The sequence below is a fragment of the Actinomadura sp. 3N508 genome (assembly GCF_044326375.1).
Classification (GTDB): Bacteria; Actinomycetota; Actinomycetes; order Streptosporangiales; family Streptosporangiaceae; genus Spirillospora.
In genome coordinates, this window is sequence record NZ_JBIRAX010000001.1 from 1,162,887 (window position 1) to 1,181,882 (window position 18,996).

At 69.4% G+C, this 18,996-nt stretch carries 26 protein-coding genes and 1 pseudogene; 11 read left to right on the forward strand and 16 right to left on the reverse strand.

Going from position 1 to position 18,996, the window contains the following annotated elements; translation table 11 throughout:
• Complete coding sequence (locus ACH34S_RS05365) at window positions 1-822, reverse strand: EamA family transporter (protein WP_395951222.1); 822 nt, start codon at window positions 820-822, stop codon at window positions 1-3.
• Between the two features lie 34 nt (window positions 823-856).
• Between ACH34S_RS05365 and ACH34S_RS05370 the strand changes: the two genes are divergently transcribed.
• From ACH34S_RS05370 to ACH34S_RS05380, 3 genes are all read left to right on the forward strand, one after another.
• Entirely contained in the window at window positions 857-1,339 is a 483-nt protein-coding gene (locus ACH34S_RS05370; RefSeq protein ID WP_395951223.1) for an Lrp/AsnC family transcriptional regulator, read from the forward strand.
• A 33-nt stretch (window positions 1,340-1,372) separates the two neighbouring features.
• The gene (locus ACH34S_RS05375; protein ID WP_395951224.1) at window positions 1,373-1,723 is read left to right on the forward strand and encodes a winged helix-turn-helix transcriptional regulator; all 351 of its coding nucleotides are present in this window, start codon (window positions 1,373-1,375) and stop codon (window positions 1,721-1,723) included.
• Between the two features lie 67 nt (window positions 1,724-1,790).
• The gene (locus ACH34S_RS05380) at window positions 1,791-2,441 is read left to right on the forward strand and encodes an NADPH-dependent F420 reductase (protein ID WP_395951225.1); all 651 of its coding nucleotides are present in this window, start codon (window positions 1,791-1,793) and stop codon (window positions 2,439-2,441) included.
• Window positions 2,442-2,492: 51 nt separating this feature from the next.
• Here the strand turns inward: ACH34S_RS05380 and ACH34S_RS05385 are convergent, their stop codons facing one another.
• The 3 genes from ACH34S_RS05385 to ACH34S_RS05395 form a co-directional block, all read right to left on the reverse strand.
• Window positions 2,493-2,927 (reverse strand): hypothetical protein, encoded by a 435-nt coding sequence (locus tag ACH34S_RS05385; RefSeq protein WP_395951226.1) that lies wholly within the window; start codon window positions 2,925-2,927, stop codon window positions 2,493-2,495.
• A gap of 99 nt (window positions 2,928-3,026) precedes the next feature.
• Window positions 3,027-4,046, reverse strand: a complete 1,020-nt coding sequence (locus ACH34S_RS05390; protein ID WP_395951227.1) for a DNA polymerase IV — start codon at window positions 4,044-4,046, stop codon at window positions 3,027-3,029.
• Between the two features lie 56 nt (window positions 4,047-4,102).
• The gene (locus ACH34S_RS05395) at window positions 4,103-4,786 is read right to left on the reverse strand and encodes a TetR/AcrR family transcriptional regulator C-terminal domain-containing protein (protein ID WP_395951228.1); all 684 of its coding nucleotides are present in this window, start codon (window positions 4,784-4,786) and stop codon (window positions 4,103-4,105) included.
• Window positions 4,787-4,882: 96 nt separating this feature from the next.
• Here ACH34S_RS05395 and ACH34S_RS05400 point away from each other — a divergent pair, with 96 nt between their 5' ends.
• The 5 genes and pseudogenes from ACH34S_RS05400 (at window position 4,883) to ACH34S_RS05420 (ending at window position 8,074) form a co-directional block, all read left to right on the forward strand.
• The gene (locus ACH34S_RS05400) at window positions 4,883-6,352 is read left to right on the forward strand and encodes an MFS transporter (RefSeq protein ID WP_395951229.1); all 1,470 of its coding nucleotides are present in this window, start codon (window positions 4,883-4,885) and stop codon (window positions 6,350-6,352) included.
• A 132-nt stretch (window positions 6,353-6,484) separates the two neighbouring features.
• Window positions 6,485-6,661, forward strand: a pseudogene (locus ACH34S_RS05405) (ankyrin repeat domain-containing protein); the annotation flags it as partial.
• Between the two features lie 115 nt (window positions 6,662-6,776).
• Window positions 6,777-7,157 carry a hypothetical protein gene (locus ACH34S_RS05410; protein WP_395951462.1) on the forward strand — a complete coding sequence of 127 codons (381 nt, stop codon included), beginning with the start codon at window positions 6,777-6,779 and terminating at the stop codon, window positions 7,155-7,157.
• Window positions 7,158-7,226: 69 nt separating this feature from the next.
• On the forward strand, window positions 7,227-7,697 hold the full coding sequence (locus tag ACH34S_RS05415; RefSeq protein WP_395951230.1) for a hypothetical protein: 471 nt from the start codon (window positions 7,227-7,229) through the stop codon (window positions 7,695-7,697).
• A complete protein-coding gene (locus tag ACH34S_RS05420; protein WP_395951231.1) occupies window positions 7,694-8,074 on the forward strand; it encodes a transcriptional regulator in 381 nt (126 codons plus the stop codon). The genes ACH34S_RS05415 and ACH34S_RS05420 overlap by 4 nt, the downstream gene beginning before the upstream one ends.
• A 33-nt stretch (window positions 8,075-8,107) precedes the next feature.
• Here the strand turns inward: ACH34S_RS05420 and ACH34S_RS05425 are convergent, their stop codons facing one another.
• From ACH34S_RS05425 to ACH34S_RS05460, 8 genes are all read right to left on the reverse strand, one after another.
• Window positions 8,108-8,575: an NUDIX hydrolase gene (locus ACH34S_RS05425; RefSeq protein WP_395951232.1), complete on the reverse strand. Its 468-nt coding sequence runs from the start codon at window positions 8,573-8,575 to the stop codon at window positions 8,108-8,110.
• 230 nt (window positions 8,576-8,805) lie between these two features.
• Entirely contained in the window at window positions 8,806-9,543 is a 738-nt protein-coding gene (pip, locus tag ACH34S_RS05430) for a prolyl aminopeptidase (protein ID WP_395951233.1), read from the reverse strand.
• Between the two features lie 18 nt (window positions 9,544-9,561).
• The gene (locus ACH34S_RS05435) at window positions 9,562-9,945 is read right to left on the reverse strand and encodes a hypothetical protein (RefSeq protein WP_395951234.1); all 384 of its coding nucleotides are present in this window, start codon (window positions 9,943-9,945) and stop codon (window positions 9,562-9,564) included.
• 58 nt (window positions 9,946-10,003) lie between these two features.
• Complete coding sequence (locus ACH34S_RS05440; RefSeq protein WP_395951235.1) at window positions 10,004-10,684, reverse strand: GAP family protein; 681 nt, start codon at window positions 10,682-10,684, stop codon at window positions 10,004-10,006.
• 29 nt (window positions 10,685-10,713) lie between these two features.
• Entirely contained in the window at window positions 10,714-12,525 is a 1,812-nt protein-coding gene (locus tag ACH34S_RS05445; protein ID WP_395951236.1) for an alkyl/aryl-sulfatase, read from the reverse strand.
• A 75-nt stretch (window positions 12,526-12,600) separates the two neighbouring features.
• Entirely contained in the window at window positions 12,601-14,607 is a 2,007-nt protein-coding gene (locus tag ACH34S_RS05450) for a serine/threonine-protein kinase (protein WP_395951237.1), read from the reverse strand.
• Window positions 14,608-14,639: 32 nt separating this feature from the next.
• Window positions 14,640-15,101, reverse strand: coding sequence for a hypothetical protein (locus tag ACH34S_RS05455; protein ID WP_395951238.1), 462 nt, complete (start codon window positions 15,099-15,101; stop codon window positions 14,640-14,642).
• A gap of 222 nt (window positions 15,102-15,323) precedes the next feature.
• Window positions 15,324-15,923, reverse strand: coding sequence for a hypothetical protein (locus ACH34S_RS05460; RefSeq protein WP_395951239.1), 600 nt, complete (start codon window positions 15,921-15,923; stop codon window positions 15,324-15,326).
• Window positions 15,924-16,126: 203 nt separating this feature from the next.
• Here ACH34S_RS05460 and ACH34S_RS05465 point away from each other — a divergent pair, with 203 nt between their 5' ends.
• Window positions 16,127-16,336 (forward strand): hypothetical protein, encoded by a 210-nt coding sequence (locus ACH34S_RS05465; protein ID WP_395951240.1) that lies wholly within the window; start codon window positions 16,127-16,129, stop codon window positions 16,334-16,336.
• Here the strand turns inward: ACH34S_RS05465 and ACH34S_RS05470 are convergent.
• The 3 genes from ACH34S_RS05470 to ACH34S_RS05480 are packed head-to-tail and all read right to left on the reverse strand — an operon-like array spanning window position 16,333 to window position 17,510.
• Window positions 16,333-16,518, reverse strand: a complete 186-nt coding sequence (locus tag ACH34S_RS05470) for a DUF397 domain-containing protein (RefSeq protein WP_395951241.1) — start codon at window positions 16,516-16,518, stop codon at window positions 16,333-16,335. The genes ACH34S_RS05465 and ACH34S_RS05470 overlap by 4 nt on opposite strands.
• Before the next feature lie 3 nt (window positions 16,519-16,521).
• The gene (locus tag ACH34S_RS05475) at window positions 16,522-16,704 is read right to left on the reverse strand and encodes a DUF397 domain-containing protein (RefSeq protein WP_395951242.1); all 183 of its coding nucleotides are present in this window, start codon (window positions 16,702-16,704) and stop codon (window positions 16,522-16,524) included.
• Complete coding sequence (locus ACH34S_RS05480) at window positions 16,695-17,510, reverse strand: Scr1 family TA system antitoxin-like transcriptional regulator (RefSeq protein WP_395951243.1); 816 nt, start codon at window positions 17,508-17,510, stop codon at window positions 16,695-16,697. The genes ACH34S_RS05475 and ACH34S_RS05480 overlap by 10 nt, the downstream gene beginning before the upstream one ends.
• A gap of 161 nt (window positions 17,511-17,671) precedes the next feature.
• Here ACH34S_RS05480 and ACH34S_RS05485 point away from each other — a divergent pair, with 161 nt between their 5' ends.
• Together ACH34S_RS05485 and ACH34S_RS05490 are read left to right on the forward strand one after the other, a co-directional pair.
• Entirely contained in the window at window positions 17,672-18,061 is a 390-nt protein-coding gene (locus ACH34S_RS05485; protein WP_395951244.1) for an ATP-binding protein, read from the forward strand.
• Window positions 18,046-18,444, forward strand: a complete 399-nt coding sequence (locus ACH34S_RS05490) for a hypothetical protein (protein ID WP_395951245.1) — start codon at window positions 18,046-18,048, stop codon at window positions 18,442-18,444. The genes ACH34S_RS05485 and ACH34S_RS05490 overlap by 16 nt, the downstream gene beginning before the upstream one ends.
• Here the strand turns inward: ACH34S_RS05490 and ACH34S_RS05495 are convergent.
• A complete protein-coding gene (locus tag ACH34S_RS05495) occupies window positions 18,423-18,986 on the reverse strand; it encodes a dihydrofolate reductase family protein (protein ID WP_395951246.1) in 564 nt (187 codons plus the stop codon). The genes ACH34S_RS05490 and ACH34S_RS05495 overlap by 22 nt on opposite strands.
• Window positions 18,987-18,996 lie beyond the last annotated feature (10 nt).

Sequence of the window (18,996 nt, forward strand, 5' to 3'; positions counted from 1 at the left end):
TCACTGCTCTCCACGGTGCAACGACACACCGGCGATCACCAACCCGATTCCCGCGAGTTCGGTGGGGACCGGCACCTGTCGTAGCACGACCAGCCCGACCACGGTCGCTGTGGCGGGTAGCAGAGCGACCATGAGCGCGTACGTGGCGCGGCTTAGGCGCGCCATTGCCAGTTGGTCGCACACGTAGGGGATGACGGACGACGAGAGGCCCACCCCTATGCCCGCGGCGAGCACGACTGGGTCTGTCAGGACTGTCGCTGCTTGGACGCCGCCAATTGGCAGAACGAACACCGTCGCGACCACCATCGCCATGGCGAGCCCGTCGATGCCTCCCGCGTCTGATTGGGCGGCCCTGTGCGCGACCACCACGTACAGAGCGAAGAGGGCCGCGTTCGCGAAGGCGAAGACGAAGCCGAGCGGTTCCCCTTCCAGGCGTACGTCTGTCAGGAGGTAGACGCCGACGACTGCGGCGGCGAGGGCGGCCAGGTTACGGCGTGTCCGCATTCCCAGGGCCGCCAGCCCGATGACGGGCAGGAACTCGATCGCCGCCACGGTCGCCAGCGGAAGCCGGTCGATCGCCATGTAGAAGGACGAGTTCATCAGCGCGAGCACCGCGCCCCAGAGCACGATCGTCTTCCAGGTGCCGCGATTGAACGTCCGCCAGGGGCGGCGCCACAGCAGGAACACCAGGACGGCGCTCCAGATGCGCAGACCGGCGACGCCCAGTGGCCCGACGCGGGAGAACAGCAGGACGGCGAACGACGGCCCCAGATAGTGGAAGACCGCGCTGCCGACGAAGTACGACCAGGGCGGAAAGGACATGGCCGTATCGTCGGCGGGTTCGTAAGTTGGAGGAATGGCGAACCGAAGGGGCCGGCCGGGCCGCGCCTACGAACCGAAGCCGCTCGACGCGATCGACCTAAAGATCCTCACCGAGCTGCAGCGGGACGGCCGCGCCACCCTTGCCGACCTGGGGCGGCGCGTGGCGTTGTCCGCGCCCGCGGTCGCCGAGCGCGTCCAGCGGCTGGAGGAGACGGGCGTCATCACGGGGTACCACGCGGCCGTCGACCCGGTCGCGCTCGGTTTCCCGATCACGATCCTGGTCCGGGTGAATCCGAGCCCGCGCGAGCTGAGCCGCATCCCCAAGATCGCCGACGAGATCCCGGCCATCGTCGAATGCCACCGGATCACGGGCGACGACTGCTTCTACTTCATCGCCCACCTGCGGACGGTCGAGGAGCTGGAGCCGATCCTCGACCGCTTCACCCCGTTCGCCCGGACGACGACGTCGATCCTCCAGTCGGCCCCCGTCCCGCGCCGCCCGCTTCCCCTCGAATGAGGCGAGCGGCCGCCTCCGGCTTACGCTTCCGTCGTGGTCGCCTACGACGTGTTCCTCGCCGATTGCCCCGCCCGGACGACCCTCGGCCTGATCTCCGACACGTGGTCCGTGGTCGTCATCGTGGCGCTCGGCCGCGGTCCGGCCCGGTACACCGAGCTGCGCGGCACGGTCGGCGGTATCAGCAACAAGATGCTGACGCAGACGCTGCGCCGGCTCGGCGACAACGGCCTCGTCGAGCGGCGCGCCCTGCGGACCGCCCCGCCCGGCACCGAGTACAGCCTCACCGACCTGGGCCGCAGCCTGTTGGTCCCTGTGTCGGCGCTGGCCCGGTGGGCCGAGGACAACACGGCCGAGCTCCTGGACGCCCGCGAGGCCCTCCCGTAGGGAACCGCGCGGTTCCTCACGGCTTTCTAGCGTCCTGCGGCAGGACCTCGAACCTACGGAGGACGCGATGAAGATCGGTGTGCTCGGAGCCGGGCGGATGACGGAGGCGCTGGCGGCCGGCTGGGTGCGCGCCGGGCATGACGTGCTCGTCGGCGGCCGCACGCCGGACAAGGCCGCCGACCTCGCCAAGCGGATCGGCGCCCGCGCCGGGACGTTGCGCGAGGCGGCCGAGTTCGGTGACGCCGTCCTGGTCGCGGTGCTCCTCGCCGGGCTGGACGAGACGCTCCGCGCGGCGGGCGCGCCCGAGGGCACGTTGGCTGGCAAGACGGTGATCGACTGCGGCAACGCCGTTGACGTGAGCGACTTCTCGCAGGTCACGTACGATGGCGGCGGTTCGATGGCCGAGGAGATCGCCCGGCTGGCCCCGGGCGCCCATGTCGTCAAGGCGTTCAACCAGGCGCATGCCGATGTGTGGCGGATGCGGCCGCCGGTCTTCGACGGGCATCCGCTGGCCGTCCCCATCGCGGGCGCGGACGAGGGCAAGCCGGTCGCCCGCACGCTGATCACGGATCTCGGCGCCGCGCCGCTGGACGCGGGCGACCTCACCCAGGCCCGCCATCTGGAGGCCATGGCGATCGTCGTCATCCGGCTCCTGCACTCCGGCGCCGGCCCGCTGTCGGTCTTCGCCTTCCGCTCGGCGGCGGCCGAGGAGCGCTGACGGGCGGCACGAAGGCCCGCCCCGCGCACCGGAGCGGGCCCGCCCCATCGGTCAGGGCCGCTGCCCTGGCTGGTCGACGACTCCCGCTGCCACCAGCGCCGATTGGCTTTCGATCGTGCCCTTCTTGAGCGTCCCGCCGTGCCCGTCCGGGACGCGGGTGTGGCCCTTGACCACGACGCTCCGGTGGCCGCGATAGGTGTAGGTCTCCGGGTCCAGCAGGATGTCCTGGCGAAGCCAGCCCTCGGAGACGTGCGAGAGGGTCAGCACTGGGCGGCCCTGGATGTCGGTGGTCCCCTTCGTCAGGGTCACCCCGTCCAACCTGGCCAGTGCCCGGTAGATGGTCGCCTCCTGCGCGTTCGGCAGGACGCCCTTGGCCAGCGTGGAGCCGAGAACGGCGAAAATCCTGCTGCCGGGTCGGTTCGCGCCCACCCACCGGAGGCGGACGTGCCGCAGCAGCAGATCCGGGTCTCGCGGCAGGTCGGGCATCCCGGCTCCCTTCGTCCGATGTCGATGTCACCCAGAGATGTCCGGCATCCGCCGAAGGGCTACACCCTCAGAAGATCGCGTCAGCGCCGGGGTATCGCGTCAGCGCCGGAATTCGGCACGGACGCCCAGGAGCCGGACGGGACGGCGGCCGGTGAACGCGTCGAGCGCGGCGAGGGCGGCCTGCTCGATCAGGTCCGCGTCGGTGGACGGGGCGTCCAGCGTCCGGCCGTGGGTCTGGGTGATGAACGGCGCGTACCGGACCTTGACGATGACGCGGGCGACGTCCCTCCCCTCCTCGGCGACGTCATCGGCGAGCCGGCGCGCCAGCTTGGAGATCTCGCGGCGCACGTCGGCCCAGTCGGGGAGGTCGTCCTGGAACGTGGTCTCCCGGCCGCGCGACCTCGGGACGTGCGGCGCGTCGCTCACCGGCGAATTGTCGAGCCCGCGCGCGAGCAGCACCAGCCACGGCCCGTTGGTGGGGCCGAACTCCTTGGCGAGGACGCCGGGATCGGCGGCGGCGAGTTCGCCGACCGTCGCGATGCCGAGTTTCCGCAGCCGTTTGACGGTCTTCGCGCCGACGCCCCACAGCGCGTCCGCCGGACGGTCGCCGAGCACGTCGAACCAGGTCTCCGTGGTGAGCCGGAAGATCCCGGCGGGCTTGCCGAAGCCGGTCGCCAGCTTCGCCTGGAGCTTGTTCTGCCCGATTCCCACGGTGCATTCGAGCCCTGTCGCGGCGCGTACCCGGTCGCGGATCTCGTGGGCCATCGCTTCCGGGTCGCCGTCAACGGCGAGGAACGCCTCGTCCCAGCCGAGCACCTCGACCACGACGCCGAGGCTCCGCAACGTCGCCATGACCTGGTCCGATACGGACTCGTAGAGTTCTCTGTCCACGGGCAGGAACACGGCGTCGGGGCAGCGGCGGACGGCCGTCCGGAGTGGCAGCCCGGAGTGCACGCCGTAGGCGCGGGCCTCGTAGGAAGCCGTGCTCACCACGCCGCGTTTCGTGGGGTCGCCGTCTCCACCGACGACGACCGGCCGTCCGCGAAGTTCCGGGTGGCGGAGCACCTCGACGGCGGCGATGAACTGGTCCAGATCGACGTGCAGGACCCACTGAGCCACCCCACCATTGTCCCTCCTACCAGCGGAAACAGTGCGGGGGCCTCCCGTGGGCCCGCCTACAGTTGCGCCTCCAGGCCGTCGAGGATGTAGGCCAGACCCGCGCTGTAGCTCCCATCCCAGTCGTCGTCGTAGAGATAGCCGTTGGCGGCCAGGGTCGGATACCGGTCACGGGCCGCCCGCAGCTGTTCCTGGCCGAGGCGGCGCTCCTCGTCGGTGATGTGCAGTGTGGTCTGCGACGAGGCTGACCCCATGACGTGGTTGTAGAGCGCCCAGGTCGCCGCCGAGAGGCTCCGGCCGGTGAACCCGGCGCGGGCGAGCGTCGCCTGGAGGATCTCCATCCCGGCGAGGAAGTTCGGGCCGACGGTGGGACGCCGCCGCGCCGGGATCGCGGCGGCCCAGGGGTGGCGCAGCAGTGCGGCCCGCCAGCCGGCCAGGACCGCCGTGACGTCGTCGCGCCACTCCTCCGCGCGCCCGGCGCCCGGCTCCGGCGGGGCCTCCCCGAAGATCGCGTCGACCGCGAGATCGATCACGTCGTCCTTGGTGTCGACGTGCCAGTACAGCGACGGCGCGACGACATCGAGCCGCTCCGCGAGCCGCCGCATGGTGAGCCGGTCGATGCCCTCCTCGTCCAGCAGGGCCACCGCCGCCGCGACGATGCGGGAGTGCGTCAGCGGCGGTTCCCCCCGCTGCTCGCGCCGGGGCCGCAGCCAGACGCTGCGCACCTCGCTCGACTTGCCCATCGCACCCCTCCCAGCCCAACCGGTCGCTTCCTCAGGCTACAGTGTTCGATGCACCGAACAACGTTAGGCAATCCCAAACGACGTTAGGGAGACACAGTGGAAGACGGTCGAAGGCGCTGGGCAACGCTTCTCGCGGTCAGCGCGGCCCAGCTCCTGGTGGTGCTGGACGGGACGATCATCAACATCGCGTTGCCGTCCGCGCAGCAGGCGCTTGGGATGTCCGACACCGCCAGGCAGTGGGCCATCACCGCGTACGCGCTGGCCTTCGGCGGCCTCCTGCTGATCGGCGGCCGGATCAGCGGCGCGCTGGGGCACCGCCGCACGTTCATCATCGGCCTGCTGGGCTTCGCGGGCTCGTCCGCACTGGGCGGCGCCGCGACAGGCCCCGAGCTGCTGTTCGGGGCACGAGCCCTGCAGGGGGTGTTCGCCGCCGCGCTGGCCCCCGCCGGCCTCTCGCTCCTGACGATCACCTTCACGGGGGGACGCGAACGCGGCCGCGCCTTCGGAGTGTTCGCGGCGGTGGGCGCCGCGGGGTCGGCCATCGGCCTGATCGCGGGCGGCCTGCTGACGGAGTACGCGAGCTGGCGCTGGTGCCTCTACATCAACGTCCCCGTCGCACTGCTCGCCGTCCTCGGCACGACGCTCGTGCCTCGCGACCGTCCGAACCGCGGCGGCCAGGGCCTGGACGTGCCGGGCGCGCTCCTGAGCGCCGCGGGCTTCGCGGCGGTGGTCTACGCGTTCGCCGAAGCCGAGTCCGACAAGCGGAACGCTGCGCTGGCCCTCTTCGTCGGAGCCGTCCTGCTGACGATGTTCGTCATCGTCGAACTGCGCACACGCCGCCCGCTCCTCCCCATGCGGATCCTGCTGCACAGGGCACGGGCCGGCGCCTTCCTCTCGATCACGCTGATGTTCGTCGCGATGTTCGGCTTCTACCTCTTCATGAGCTACTACACGCAGACCGTCCTCGGCTACTCGCCCGTCGAGGCGGGCCTCACCCTGATCATCAACGCCCTGGCCGCCCTGCTCGCCTCCACGCTCATCGCCGGACGCCTGCACGGCCGCGTCCCGCCGGCCGCGCTCATCCTCCCGGGCCTGCTCGCCGCGGCGGCAGGGATGCTGCTCCTGACGCGGCTGACCGCATCCACCACAGACGTCTTCGCCCTGTACCTCGTCCCCGCCCTGGTGCTCACCGGCCTGGGCATCGGCCTCGTCATGCCACCCACCGCCGGTCTGGCCACCACCGCGATAGACCATCAGGACATCGGGTCGGCATCAGCGGCGTACAACGCGTCCCAGCAGCTCGGCGCCGCCCTGGGTACCGCCCTGCTCAACACGGTCGCGGCCAGCACCGCCGTGTCCTACCTCGCAGCACACCCCAAGGCCACCCCCGCGGCGGCGGTGGTCCACGGCTACACCACAGCCCTCATGATCGCCTTCGCCATCCTCCTCGCCGCCGCACTCCTCGCCATCCCCCTCCTCGTCACCCGCCGGTCACGCCGGCACCCCATCGAGGCGCCCCCATCCGACGAGAGCGAAAAGAGCATGCAATACGGTCATTCCACGTGATCATTAGTTGAAAGGGGAATGGACCGTGACGGACGCGCAGGCGGACTGGTCCGGGATCGCTCACGGCGACTTCACCGACCTGGAAAAGGTCCGGCAATACCTGAATGCGGGAGCCGACCCGCTCGGCGAGTTATGGAGTTTCGAAACCCGCTACACGCCGCCGTCAAGGAGGGCTCGGCGGACGTTGTCGCTGAACTGGCGAGCGGCGCCCGCGACTTCGACGCCCTCTGCGAGGGCCGCAGCGCCCTGTGGAACGCCGTCTACCACCACCGCGAGGACAACGCCTCGGTGTTGCTCGACCTGGGCGCGGACCCGCAACGCCCGATGATGGACGGCTGGTCACCGGGGCGGCTCGGCCGAGTCGGGCCCCGAACTGGCCGGCCTGTTCTCCGGCGTCGCCTACGACGGATTCTCGTTAGCGGGCGTGAAAGCAGTGACGGCTGCCGAGGCGGTACTGCGAATGGACGTCGCCGAACTTTTCGTCGTGGACGGCGGTGCGCCCTGGTACGAACGGCCTTTTTGCGGCGACGTAGAAATCGTCGGCGTCACCGACGTGCCTGGCGCCTGTGTGATCGCCCAACCATGGGCGTTCCGCGCCCGCGAGGCGATGGGACGGGTGGCACAAGAGACCATCAGTTATGGCATGTACGCCAATCCCAAGAGCGGCAACCAGGGATGCATCATCGAGGACGGCCGGACAATCGGGTGGGACCTGCACCCCGGCTACGACCCGGACGCCGGCTCCACCGACTGCCTGGAAAACCCCGACGTCTGGCTGCGCCTCGACACGACCGGCAGCGGATGAGGCCGCCCAGTTGCCGTGACGGAAAGTTGTGAGTTGACGAGATGGAAACTAAGGGCCATAGTTTCCAGCATGGAAACACACAAGGATGAAGGCGCGGGGGCCTCCCGTCCCACTCCCAGCGAAGCCGCGGCGGCGCTGGAAGAGGCCGAGCAAGGGCGGGAGGCGGTCTCCGGCATCCGGACGCCGCTGTGGTACTTCCTCGCCCTCGGCCTCTGGACCGCACCGATCGGCCCCCTGGTGTCGATCACTCCGGACCCGCCGGCCGGGGCGGTGATCCTCCTGGCCGGGGTGGCGGTCTGGGCGGCGGGCCTCGGGATGCTCATGCACGTGGTCGTCAAGCGGATGCGGGTCCTGGTGTGGCTGAACGAACGGCAGATGCGCCCGCTGGCCGTGATCATGCTTCCGCTGCTGATCGGGTACGCGCTGCTGCAGAGCGCCGTCGAGCTGCCCTGGGGGTTCGAGGGCGTCACCGTGGTGGTCGCGGCGGGGATCGTCGCCTTCGGCGTGCATCACCGGCTGGCGGGCGGCCGGTCGGCATGACCCGTCCGGCCCGGCCGAACCGTCCGGCTCGGTCGACGCGTCCTGCCCGCTCGGAGCGGGCGGCCCCGGCGGGCGGCTCCGAGGAGTCCGACGAGTTCGACGCCGTCATCCACGCGCCCCAGCGGCTGCGCATCTGCGCGATGCTGGACGCGGTGACCCAGGTCGAGTTCAGCCTGGTGCAGGAGCGGCTGGGGGTCAGCGCGTCGGTGCTCAGCAAGCACGTGAGCGTGCTGATGGACGCGGGGTACGTCGAGCAGCGCAAGGCCGTCCGCGACACCCGGCAGCGGGTGTGGCTCGAACTCACCGCCGAGGGCCGCGCCGCCTACCGGGGCCATGTCGCCGCCCTCCGCAAGATCGTCGACCAGTCACCGGAGTAGCGCCCCCGCCGCCAGCGAGCGCACCGGCCGATTTCAGGCGACGGTCGCTCGCTCGGACCCGATCGGATAGTTCAGCAGCGCGAATCGGGCGAGGGATCGGACTTGCTCGAACGTCGGCAGCGCGTCCAGATCGTGCAGGCCGAACCAGGCGGCGTCGTGGACCTCGGCGAGCTGCGGCTCGACCGCCCGGCCCCTGGCACCGTCCACCCGCTTGACGTAGAAGAACTGGGTCAGGGCAGGGATCGGGAAGCCTTCAGGACGTTCGATGTCCACGTAGAAAGGGGCGGGCTCGGGTGTGGCACCGGGATCGCCAGGGTGAATGACCGGCTGCGCGGACAGGGCTTCGACCTGCAGACCACTTTCCTCGGTGAACTCCCGCGCGGCGGCGGCCGCGAACGTCTCCCCCGGGTCGAGGTGCCCGCCCGGCGGCACCCACTTGTCGAACCGGTTGTGATGGACGAGCAGGACGCGCCCTTCTTCGACGAGATATCCCGAGCACACCAGGAAGAACCCATGTCGTGGGTTTTCTCTCGGGATCGGATGAGGTTCGCCCGTCGCGCCACGAACATCACATTAATGCGCCATCGCTCGGCCATCCGCCGGAGCTGCCCTTGCCAGCGGCAGGGAGCAGGCGGTCGCCTGGAGTCAAGCGGTCGCCGGGGTTAGCGTCGAGCGGCGCACATCGGCCGCCGGGGCTCAACTGCAGACGGGGTTAGCAATGGGGCGGGGGCTCAGCGGCAGGCGGCGTGCCGCCAGTAGTGGGTGACGAGGCGGGCGAACGCCAGCCGGAAAGTGGGGTCTTGGAAGCGGGGCGAGGGTTTGTGGTCGGGGTTGGTGGCGACGTGGGTGTCCTCCCAGGTGCACCAGTCGCGAGCGGCCTTTTCCCGGACGGTCGCGTCTGGGCTTGCCAGTAGTCGGCTGTAGGCGTCGGCGAGGTCGCCGTCGCGGTCGGCCTCGGGGACGCCGTCGCGGAAGCGTGCCCATTCGGCCGGGAAGATCCGTCCCATGTCGCGGGTGACCCACTCGATCTCGCGGCGTGTGGTGGTGACGACGCTGAACAGCACGATCTGGGAGACGTGTTCGGGGTGGGCCTGGGCGTAGGCGAGGCCGAGCGTGGAACCCCATGAGCCTCCGAAGATCAACCATCGGTCGATCCGCAGGTGGCGGCGCAGGTGTTCAAGGTCGGCCAGCAGATGGTGGGTGGTGTTCGTCGTCAGGTCGGCGGCCGGGTCGGCGGCATGCGGTGTGCTCCGGCCGCAGCCCCGCTGGTCGAACAGCACGATCCGGTAGAGATCGGGATGGAAGTACCTGCGCCAGCCGGGCGTGCATCCCGATCCCGGCCCGCCGTGCAGCACGACGGCGGGTTTCCCGCGCGGATTGCCGCAGGTCTCCCAGTAGACGCGATGGCCGTCGCCGACGTCGAGCATGCCGTGATCATGCGGTTCGATCTGCGGGTAGAGGTGCCCCAATCAGCCTCCTTCGCCGGTCTAGGTCGGTTCGCGATCGATCGTCCAGGGGGCGTCCGGTGGCGGTGTGCCGTGGGCGAGGATGTGCCGGACGATCCGGTACCCCTCCGCCAAGGGAACCGTGTCTGCATCGGGATATTCGTCGTACTGGCCGTTGGACAGGACGAACCCGTCGCTCACGCCCTCCGCCCCTGGCGTCACCGCATGCTCGCCGGGGTCGCCTTCGCCGTCGAGCAGCACGACCATCGCCCGCTCCGTGTTCGTCACGAAGGCGAGGAACCGGCCGGACGAGCTGGTCAGCCACCACTCCAGCGCGCCTCGCCCGATCCGCGCGCGAAGCTCGTCGACCACCGAATCGGGCGTCAGGGACTCGGGCTCCTTCTCGAACGTCCAGGACTCGCCCACGCCCAGGAACGTACCGCCCCGGGCCGACATTTCCGGGTCGGCCCGGGGCGGTACGCGGTCAGTTGATGAGGCCGCCGATGCCCTTGCCGAGCAGGACGACGCCGATGACCAGCAGGAGGACGAACATCACCGTGGCGTTGTTGCTTTCCAGCCATACCTTCAGCTCGTCCAGCGGTCCGCGCATCCGTTCGGCGTCGATGACGTACACCAGCACCGGGATCGCCACGCTGCACGCCGCGATCACGCTGAAGACGGCGACCGCCCCGACCTCTTCGCCTATGCCCAGCTCCCCCTGCGCGATGGCGATGCCAGCGGCGACGCACATCATCAGGTTCTTTGGATTCACCGCCGACAGCAGCAGCCCCAGCGACGCCGCTCTGGCCGGGGTGACCTCGTCGATCGCCTTCATCCACGAGGGCACCTCGGGCTGCGTCCCCTCACGGGGACGGGACGTCCACTGCCTGGCGGCCAGGGTCAGCACAAGGACGCCCAGCAGCAGCTCGATCCACGAGACCGGCGTCTTGGGCTCGCCGGCCGGGCCGTTCATCCCGATGGCGTTCGCGATCACCACCAGCAGGGTCGTGGCGATCACGATCCCGGCCGCCCATCCGGCCAGGAACCCCGGCCCGGTGGTGCGGGCGTGCCGCGACAGCAGCATGAGGATCACCGCGATGATCGGGATCGGGCTGATCGCGACCCCGACCGCCAGCGGCAGCAGGTTCCCGATGACCTCGCCCATGTCGGCCCCCTCTCCGATGCCCGCGGCGGTCAGGGCGTGACGATGGGAAAGTCCGGCTCGGGACCGTCCATGACGGCGAGCAGCCGGTGCAACGCCGCCGCGTCGCCGGTGCTGGTGATGCCCTCGGTGCCGCCGCCCGCGATGAGCGCGAACAGCTGCGGACGGGTCAGCGTGAGCGTCAGGTCGGCGCCACCGCCCCCACCGGCGACGCGCCGATGGATGAGGACGCCATTGGACAGCGCCATGCGGTACCGGTCACCCGTATCGGTGAACTCCCAGTCGATGGTCAGATGCTCGTCCCACGCCTTGGGGCCGTTCACGCGGATCGCCATGGAGTCGAAGACCTGCTCGACCGTCAGGCCCGCCGCCATCCCGCCCGCGATGCTCGTCGGGAGGGGTTTGGCGCCTTCGCGGAGTTCCATCGCGCCGGTGAGGTAGAAGTTGCGCCACGTCCCGCACTCCGCGCCCTGGCCGAGCCGCTGGTAGACGTCCGACAGATCGCGCTTGGCGTCGGCGTTCTCGGGGTCGGCGAACACCACATGGTTCAGCAGCGTCGCGGCGAACCGCAGGTCACCCTGGCTCGCGTAGTCGCGCGCCATGGACATGACCTTGGACGCGCCGCCCATGCACTCCACATACCGTTCCGCCGCCTCGACCGGCGGGTGCTCCCACAGGTGTGCGGGATTCCCGTCGAACCAGCCCATGTAGCGCTGGTAGATCGCTTTGACGTTGTGGCTGACCGAGCCGTAGTAGCCGCGGGCGTGCCAGGCACCTGCCAGCGCGGGCGGCAGGTCGATCATCTCGGCGATCTCGATGCCGGTGTGCCCCTGGTTGAGCAGCCGCAGCGTCTGATCGTGCAGGTAGGCGTACAGGTCCCGCTGCTGCGACAGGAACGACACGATGTCGTCGCGTCCCCACGTCGGCCAGTGGTGGGACGCGAACGCCACGTCGGTGTCGCCGGCGAACAGGGTGATCGCCTCGTCCAGGTACCGCGCCCAGACCCGCGCGTCGCGCACCAGCGCGCCCCGCAGGGTCAGGATGTTGTGGAGGTTGTGCGTGGCGTTCTCGGCCAGGCACAACGCCCGCCGCTCCGGGAAGTGGAAGTTCATCTCGGCCGGGGCCTCGGTGCCGGGCGTCAGCTGGAAGCTGATCCGGACGCCGTCCAGGACCTCTTCCTGCCCGGTGCGCGTGATGTCCTTGTTCGGCGGGACGAGCGAGACCCGTCCCGAGGACGCCGTCTGCCCGAGCCCCGTCCCGACCATCCCGTCCGGGCTCCGCTCCAGGTTGGCGCCCGTGTGGTACACGCCGCGACGCGCCATCGCGGTCCCCGCGTACACGTTCTCCGCCACGGCGTTCTCCAGAAAACCCGCCGGAGCCAGAATCGGCACCCCGTCCGGATTTCCCGGCTTGATGACGCCTTCCGCGCCACCGAAATGGTCGACGTGCGAATGCGTGTAGATCAGCCCGGTGACGGGCCGGTCGCCCCGGTGCTCCCGGTACAGCGCCAGCGCGGCGGCCGCCGTCTCCACCGATACCAGCGGATCGATGACGATGACCCCGCGCTCGCCCTCGACCAGCGTCATGTTCGACAGGTCCAGCCCGCGGACCTGGTAGATGCCGTCCGTCACCTCGAACAGCCCTTGCTTGGCGCACAGCTGCGACTGCCTCCACAGCGACGGATTCACCGTCTCCGGACTTGGCCCGTCGAGGAACGCGAAGACGTCGTTGTCCCACACGACCTTTCCGTCGGCGTCCTTCACCACACCTGGCGACAGCGACGCCACCAGCCCTCGCTCAGCATTCTCGAAATCCGTCCGATCCCCGAACGCAAGATCCCCCATGCCGACGATCTATCCACCCCACACCAACGCAAAGCCCCAGAAACAGCAAAGACTCCGCGCGCCGGGGTCGCTGCTTCAGGAACGCGTCGGCGTCGGCGACGCGGCCGTGGCCTGGGCGACGATGCCGGGCTGCACGACCCCGCGCAGGCGCGCGTACGGAACATTGATCTTCAGCCCGCGGTCGACTCCGGCGCAGTCGAGCTCGTTGTATCCGTTGATGATGAAGCTCAGGCCGTCCCGCGTCGGGAGGACCATCAGCCTTTCCGGGACGAGGTCGGCCTCGGTGATGCGGCGTCCCGGACCGCACACCGCACCGGGCGCGATCTGGGCGACGCCCTCCGGACCGTCCTTGACCAGGACGATCGTGCGGGCCAGGTCGCGGATTCCGGGCGTGGTCAGGGCGGCCGGAAGCAGCAGGTCCCGCGCGCCGAGCCGCCGCCCGTCCGACAGGTCCACGACCACGCCGGAGCCCGCGGTGAATCCGGCGGCCGATTCGTTGTCGACCAGGTAGTAGGAGATGGAGAGGATCTTCGGTCCCCGCAGGCCGAAGTTCGCGGTGGCCGTGCCCCGCACACGTTCCTCGGTGGGTCCCGGCCCGTACCGCCGGACCCCGTCCACCCAGGGACGGGTGAGGGCGTCCGCCGTCTCCCGGAGCACGGTGTTGATCCTGGTCTGCACGCTCGGGTCGCGTACGCCGTCCACCTTGACGTACTGCGTGGTCAGGTCCCAATAGCCGCCCCGCTGGACCGACGACACCAGCGAGACGCGCACCTGCCGGCCCTCGGGCGGGCCGCCGGTGTCCCGGGTGGCGACGTAGGTCCCCGCGCCTCCGGCGGCGGCGACCACGGTGGCGCCCGCGATCGCCGCCGCGATCTTGCCATCGATCCCGGCGGCCGCCCCCGCCCCCGCCGCACCGCCCCCGGCCGCCGTGCCTGCCGCGGTCCCTGCCGCGGTGCTTCCGGCGGCCGTCGCGGCGGCGGCTCCTCCGGCGGCCGATCCGCCGCCGATCGCGGACGCCACCAGGGGGAACAGCGCGGCCAAGCCCACGGCGGCACCGGCCAGCGCCCGCACGCCGCGCTGTTCCCACGCCGCGCCGTAGGCCGAGACGGCGACCTGCTCAAGCTCGGCGACCAGCGCCATCGCATCGCCTGGACGCTGCGCCGCGTCCTTGGCCATGCCCTGCTCCAGCAGCGGCCGCAACGCCTCCGGAAGCTCGGCCACGGGAATCGGCGCGGTCAGATGCCCGTTCATCAACTCCGCCGGGTCGGAGCCCGGATACGGACGGCGGCCGGTCACGCATTCAAAGAACACGCAGGTGGCGGCATACACGTCAGTCGCCGGGACGGCCGGTTCCCCGCGCCACTGTTCGGGCGCCATGTAGGCGGGCGTGCCTCCCCTGGCCTCATCACCGGCCAGCGCCGCCACGCCGAAGTCGATGAGCTTGCTGAGCCCGTCCGCCCGGACGACCACGTTCGCGGGCTTGAAGTCACGGTGAACCACCCCGGCCTCATGCGCGGCGGCCAGCCCCAGCAACGAGCCCTTGAGCACCAACAACGACGCCTCCGGGCCAAGCGCCCCATGTTCGGCCAGAACCCTCTTCAACGAGACACCGTCGACCGCCTCCATGACGATCGCCGCACCGCGCGGGCTCTCCACCATGCGATACAACCGAGCCACGTACGGATCGGACACCTGCCCCAGCAGCACAGCCTCCGCACGCAGCCGCTCCAACGCCTCGGCATCGCCGGGACGACGCGTCAGATACTTGATCGCCACCGGCGTCCCCGCAGTGCGGTGCCGCGCCAGCACCACCCGCCCCTGAGCCCCTGCCCCCAACTCACGCACCTCGACAAAATCAGCAACCCGCCAATCCCCCACCACCAGGCGCCACCCCTCCCAGGACAGAGACTCGGACCGTCCCAGGTCCTTACGGTTGCGCAAAGCCCCGGAAAGGGCAAAAACGCGCACCCTTGGTCTTTCAGGAACACCACTATCGGTGGCACGGCCGCCCGTCGTTGCCTGATGTCCGGAGCGCTGACGGCGCGGATGACCAGGGTGGTGGTATCCGCGCCGCCGCCTCACTGTCGGCCACTTCGCCGGTCACTCCAGCCGGGTTACCAGCCGCCGCAAATGAAAGAGCGTTCCTGGCTTGGGGTTTCGATGCCGCCCCTATCGCGGATTTTGAGGGTCACTCGGTACTCCTGGCCGCCGAGGCATCCGAAGTTGAATTCCGCGGTCCGGGTCGCATCCGACGATCTCACTTCTGGATTGAAGAATGTCCTGAGGGGGACGTCGAATATCGGAGAGAACGGGCCCTCGCCCCCGACCCACACTGCCTTACAGTAAACTACGAACTTGCCCTGCTGTTCTTTCGAAGAACACGTGAAGGACTTGATGGCGAAGCCGTCGGCGGCCGCGGCCTGGTTCGTCGTTTCGAGCGTCGTGGCGGTCTGCGCGATGCGCGCGGTCGGCCCCGACGCGTGCGACTGGGGAGCGTAGGCCCCGACCATCGCGACAAGCGCGAGGACCACCGCCGCCAGAAGGGTCGCGGGCGCGAGGACAGTTCTTCGGCTCATGGGCTTCCTTTTCGCTGGATTCGCGCGAATCGAGCGGCGGCAACGCCGCCGTCGGCAGTAGTTCGCACGACATCGGCGAGCGGATGACGTGGCGGGCCGACTCCTGTCGGCGTACAACGGCGGTGATGCGGGAGAAAGCAACCCATCGGCGGAGTCCAAAGGCTGAGGTCGACGGCCGCCGGCAGGGCAACCGCTCGAGCGTTTGCCCTGCCTCTATGGGGACTACTGCTGCTTCTTGCTACAGGTGAGGCCCTGGATATCCGTGAGGGTGACGAAAGGATCTCGCACCGTGACTATCACTCTGTAGGGTCTGCCTACCACGCAGCCGGTCCTGGCGACGGTGTTGTTCAGCAGGTCCGGACGTTCCGCACCGTTGATGTTCCACGAGACGGTGATCGGTGACGCCCCACCCTCGAAGATCACACTGCAGACGAGAAGCGCGCTGCCGGTGTCGCAGTCGAAGTAAGTGAGCTTGAGAGGCTTGCCCGGGCACGTGATTCGCGTGCTCCCCAGGCGGGGAATGCGGCCGTCGGCGAAGCCGAGCGTCAACCCGATCCCGACCGCCTGGCCGGGTGTGCAACTCACTATGATCTGCCGGATGTTGTTGAACTGAGGAAGGGAGTTGCCATCCTTCGTCCATTCGGTGGACGAGACCGGCTGATTGTCGAATTCCGCGGGGACGGCGCAAAGAACCTCGGGTGTGCCGGCCTGCGCCGGTCCGCAGATGGGGTCGGCCCCCTCGGCGTGGGCGGCGCCTGCCCCGGTCAGCAAACCTCCGAGCACTGCGGCCAGCAGCACGAAGACTGCGCTCAATCGTCGCATCCGATCTCCTCAGCAGGTAGACACTGATCGATGCGTGGCCCGCGCACGGGCTACTCGGGGAATTCGCGCACCGGGGCCCTGCGGATGACCGGTTCCGTGACGAATCGCGACCGCTCACCGAATCGTCCAGGCGTATCGCGGCAGCAGAGACGAACTGCTGGTCGGTGAAGTGCAGGCCGCTCTCGCCGAGCCAGGACCGATAGGTGGTGGCGTCGATGTGGCTCCACCACATGGTGGCCGAGCCAGCCGCCTGGACGCAGCCGCCGGGCTACCGGGACGCCGCACCCGCACCCGATGTCCAAGACGTGCCCGCGTTCGGGCAGACCCGCCAGAAGGTCGTCCAGCCAACGGTCATACCGCTCGGTTGTGAGCCCTTGCGTGCGCGGATGGGCAAGGGGGTCGGGTCGTCCTAGATGCTCTTGATCACGTCCGCGAGCCGCCGGAACTCACGCCGAGTCACGAGCAGCTTCGGCCCGTCCGGGTCCTTGCTGTCACGGACGGCCACCGTCCCGGGAACGGAGGCTAGCTCCACGCAGTCACCTCCATTGGAGGTGGTGTAGCTGGACTTACGCCAAACGGCCCTGGTCAGGTCCATCGTCTACCGCTTGAGGTCGGACAGCAGCGCGGCGAAAGCGCGACGGGTCACCAACAGCTTCGGGCCTTCTGGATCCTTGCTGTCACGGACGGCCACCATGTCGGGGACTGAGGCCAGCTCAACACATTCCCCACCGTTGGAAGTTGTGTAGCTGGACTTACGCCAAACGGCCCTGGTCAGGTCCATCTTTCTTGCACCACCTTACGAATTGCTTCGATCGATTGGTTCACGGGCAGAGCGAGAGAGCGAATCGCTATGAGCGTCCCACTGACGAATGCGATGTCCTCGGGGTCACTGAGAGTGAGCCCGCGAGCAGCCATGTCCGCGTAGGCGACCTCGCTTCTGTCAGGCAGCGTAGCGAGGGTGAATGCGCCGCTGTTACCGGCGTGCTCACCATTGCTCGGGACGACCTGAAGGGTCACGACGCTTCGCTCTGCGACGTCGACGAGGTACTCCAACTGCTCCTTCATGATCTCGGGGCTGCCGACCAGCCGGGTCAGGGACACCTCGTCCTGGAGGACGGAGAAGTTAGGCGGCGGCGGGTTCTCCCTGGTCAAGATGCTCTGGCGGTTGATACGCGCGTCGACCGCCTCCTTGTCACCCTTGAGGAGCGCGGAGGCGTAGGCGGGGGTTTGGAGCAGGCCGTGGATGAGGAGCGGCTGGTACGACTGGAGCATGTCGGCCTCGGGCTCGACGGTGTGCCAGTCGAACCACGTGGGGAACGTGGCGTCCTTGACGAGGTCGTCGTAGAGGTAGAGGAGCTCGCCGTTCGCGTCGAGGTGGTGGTCCATCGCCTCGGCGAATTCGCGGGTGCAGCGGGTGCGGCCGTTCTCGACGGCGCCGATGTACTGCGGCGTTACGCCCTGGCCGTGGTTCGCGCGTCGCGCCAGGGCGTCCTGCGTCCAGCCCTTGGCCTCACGGAGCCGCCGGAATCGGCGGCCGAAAGCGAGCAGCGTCGGCGAGACGGTCCCGCGCTTCCGCTGTGGAGCCATGTCCTCATCCTCCCTCGTAAAGGGCGCCCAACCAACACCCAAGTGAGTCGGGCACAGGGCACCTGACTTGCCACGCATGGTCTGCGATTTGTAACGCAGAGTACTTTCATTGTGGCTGACTGTGGCTGGAAATTTTCGTCACAGTCAAAAGGTGGTGCCTGATGAGTCCGAGAGTTGTGGCGCCTGAGGTGCCGACGACCGTTCTTCCGCCGACCAGGCGGGCTCCGGCGGCGGCGCGGGCGTTCGTCGCCGAGCACTTCCGGCGGTGGGGGATCGGGGACGTCGCGGATGCGCTGGTCATCGTGTCCGAGCTGGTCACGAACTCGCTGCAGCACGGGCACGGGCAGATCGTCGTCCGGCTGCCGTGGGACGAGAGCGACGGGCGGCCCGTGATCGAGGTGTGGGACGACGGTGCCGGGCAGCCCGTGGTCCAGCCGGAGGACCACGGGGCGGAGAGCGGGCGCGGGCTGCTGATGGTGTCGCTGCTGGCGACGGCCTGGGGCACGCGGCCGCTGCTCGAAAACGGGAAGGCCACGTGGGCGAAGTGCTGAGCATCCGGGCGGAGCGCCTGCTGCTTTGGTGGCGGACGCGTATGGGGCGGGAAACCGCGATGGATTACCTGGACGCGCTCGCGATGGCGCTCCGTCCGCAGGGCTGGCGGTTCGTCGGGTACTACCGGTCGGAGGAATTCCTCGTTCCGCTTCCGCTGCTGTGGGTCTACGCGAACGGGGCCGAGGACATCGGGGTCGTGGTGAGCGTCCTCGCCACTCCGGGCGGGACGTGGGCGTACCACGAGGCGGCGCGTGGGCGGCGCGGCTACCTGTATCCGTGTGGGGACGCGATAGTGGCGGCCGCGGTGATCGACGACCTGCTCAGGCAGCGGATGTGCACGGCCGCCCTCCGTGGACAGCGTCAGGAGTTTCTCGGGCGGTAGCGCGTCGAGATGATCCCCGACGGGTAGGGCTTGGCCTCGACGAGGTCCAGGTCCAGGCGGTCGAGGTCATCGGGGAAGAGCCTGCGGCCGTCGCCGATGGCGACCGGGACGACGCGGAGCTGGAGCTCGTCCAGCAGGCCCGCCCTGGTCAGTGCGCGGGCCAGCGAGAGGCTGCCCCAGACCATGATGTCCTTGCCGGGCTGCCGCTTGAGGTCGGAGACCTTGGCGGCCGCGTCGCCCTTGACGACCTGGGCAGGACGCCACGTCCCCCACGGCGCTTCGTCCAGCGTCGAGGAGAAGACCAGCTTGGGCATGGTGTTGACCATGGTGGCGACCGTCTCGTCGGCCGTTGGCCAGTACTGCACGAACATCCGGTAGGTGGCCGCCCCCAGCAGGACGGTGTCCACGTCCTCCAGAACCTGGAGGTTGTCCCGGTCGACATGGCTGTAGTCGGAGACGGAGTCGAAGAAGTCGAGCTCCCCTTGAGGCCCGGCGACATAGCCGTCGACCGTGATGAGCTCCTGGACGATGAGTCTGCGCATACGAACTCTG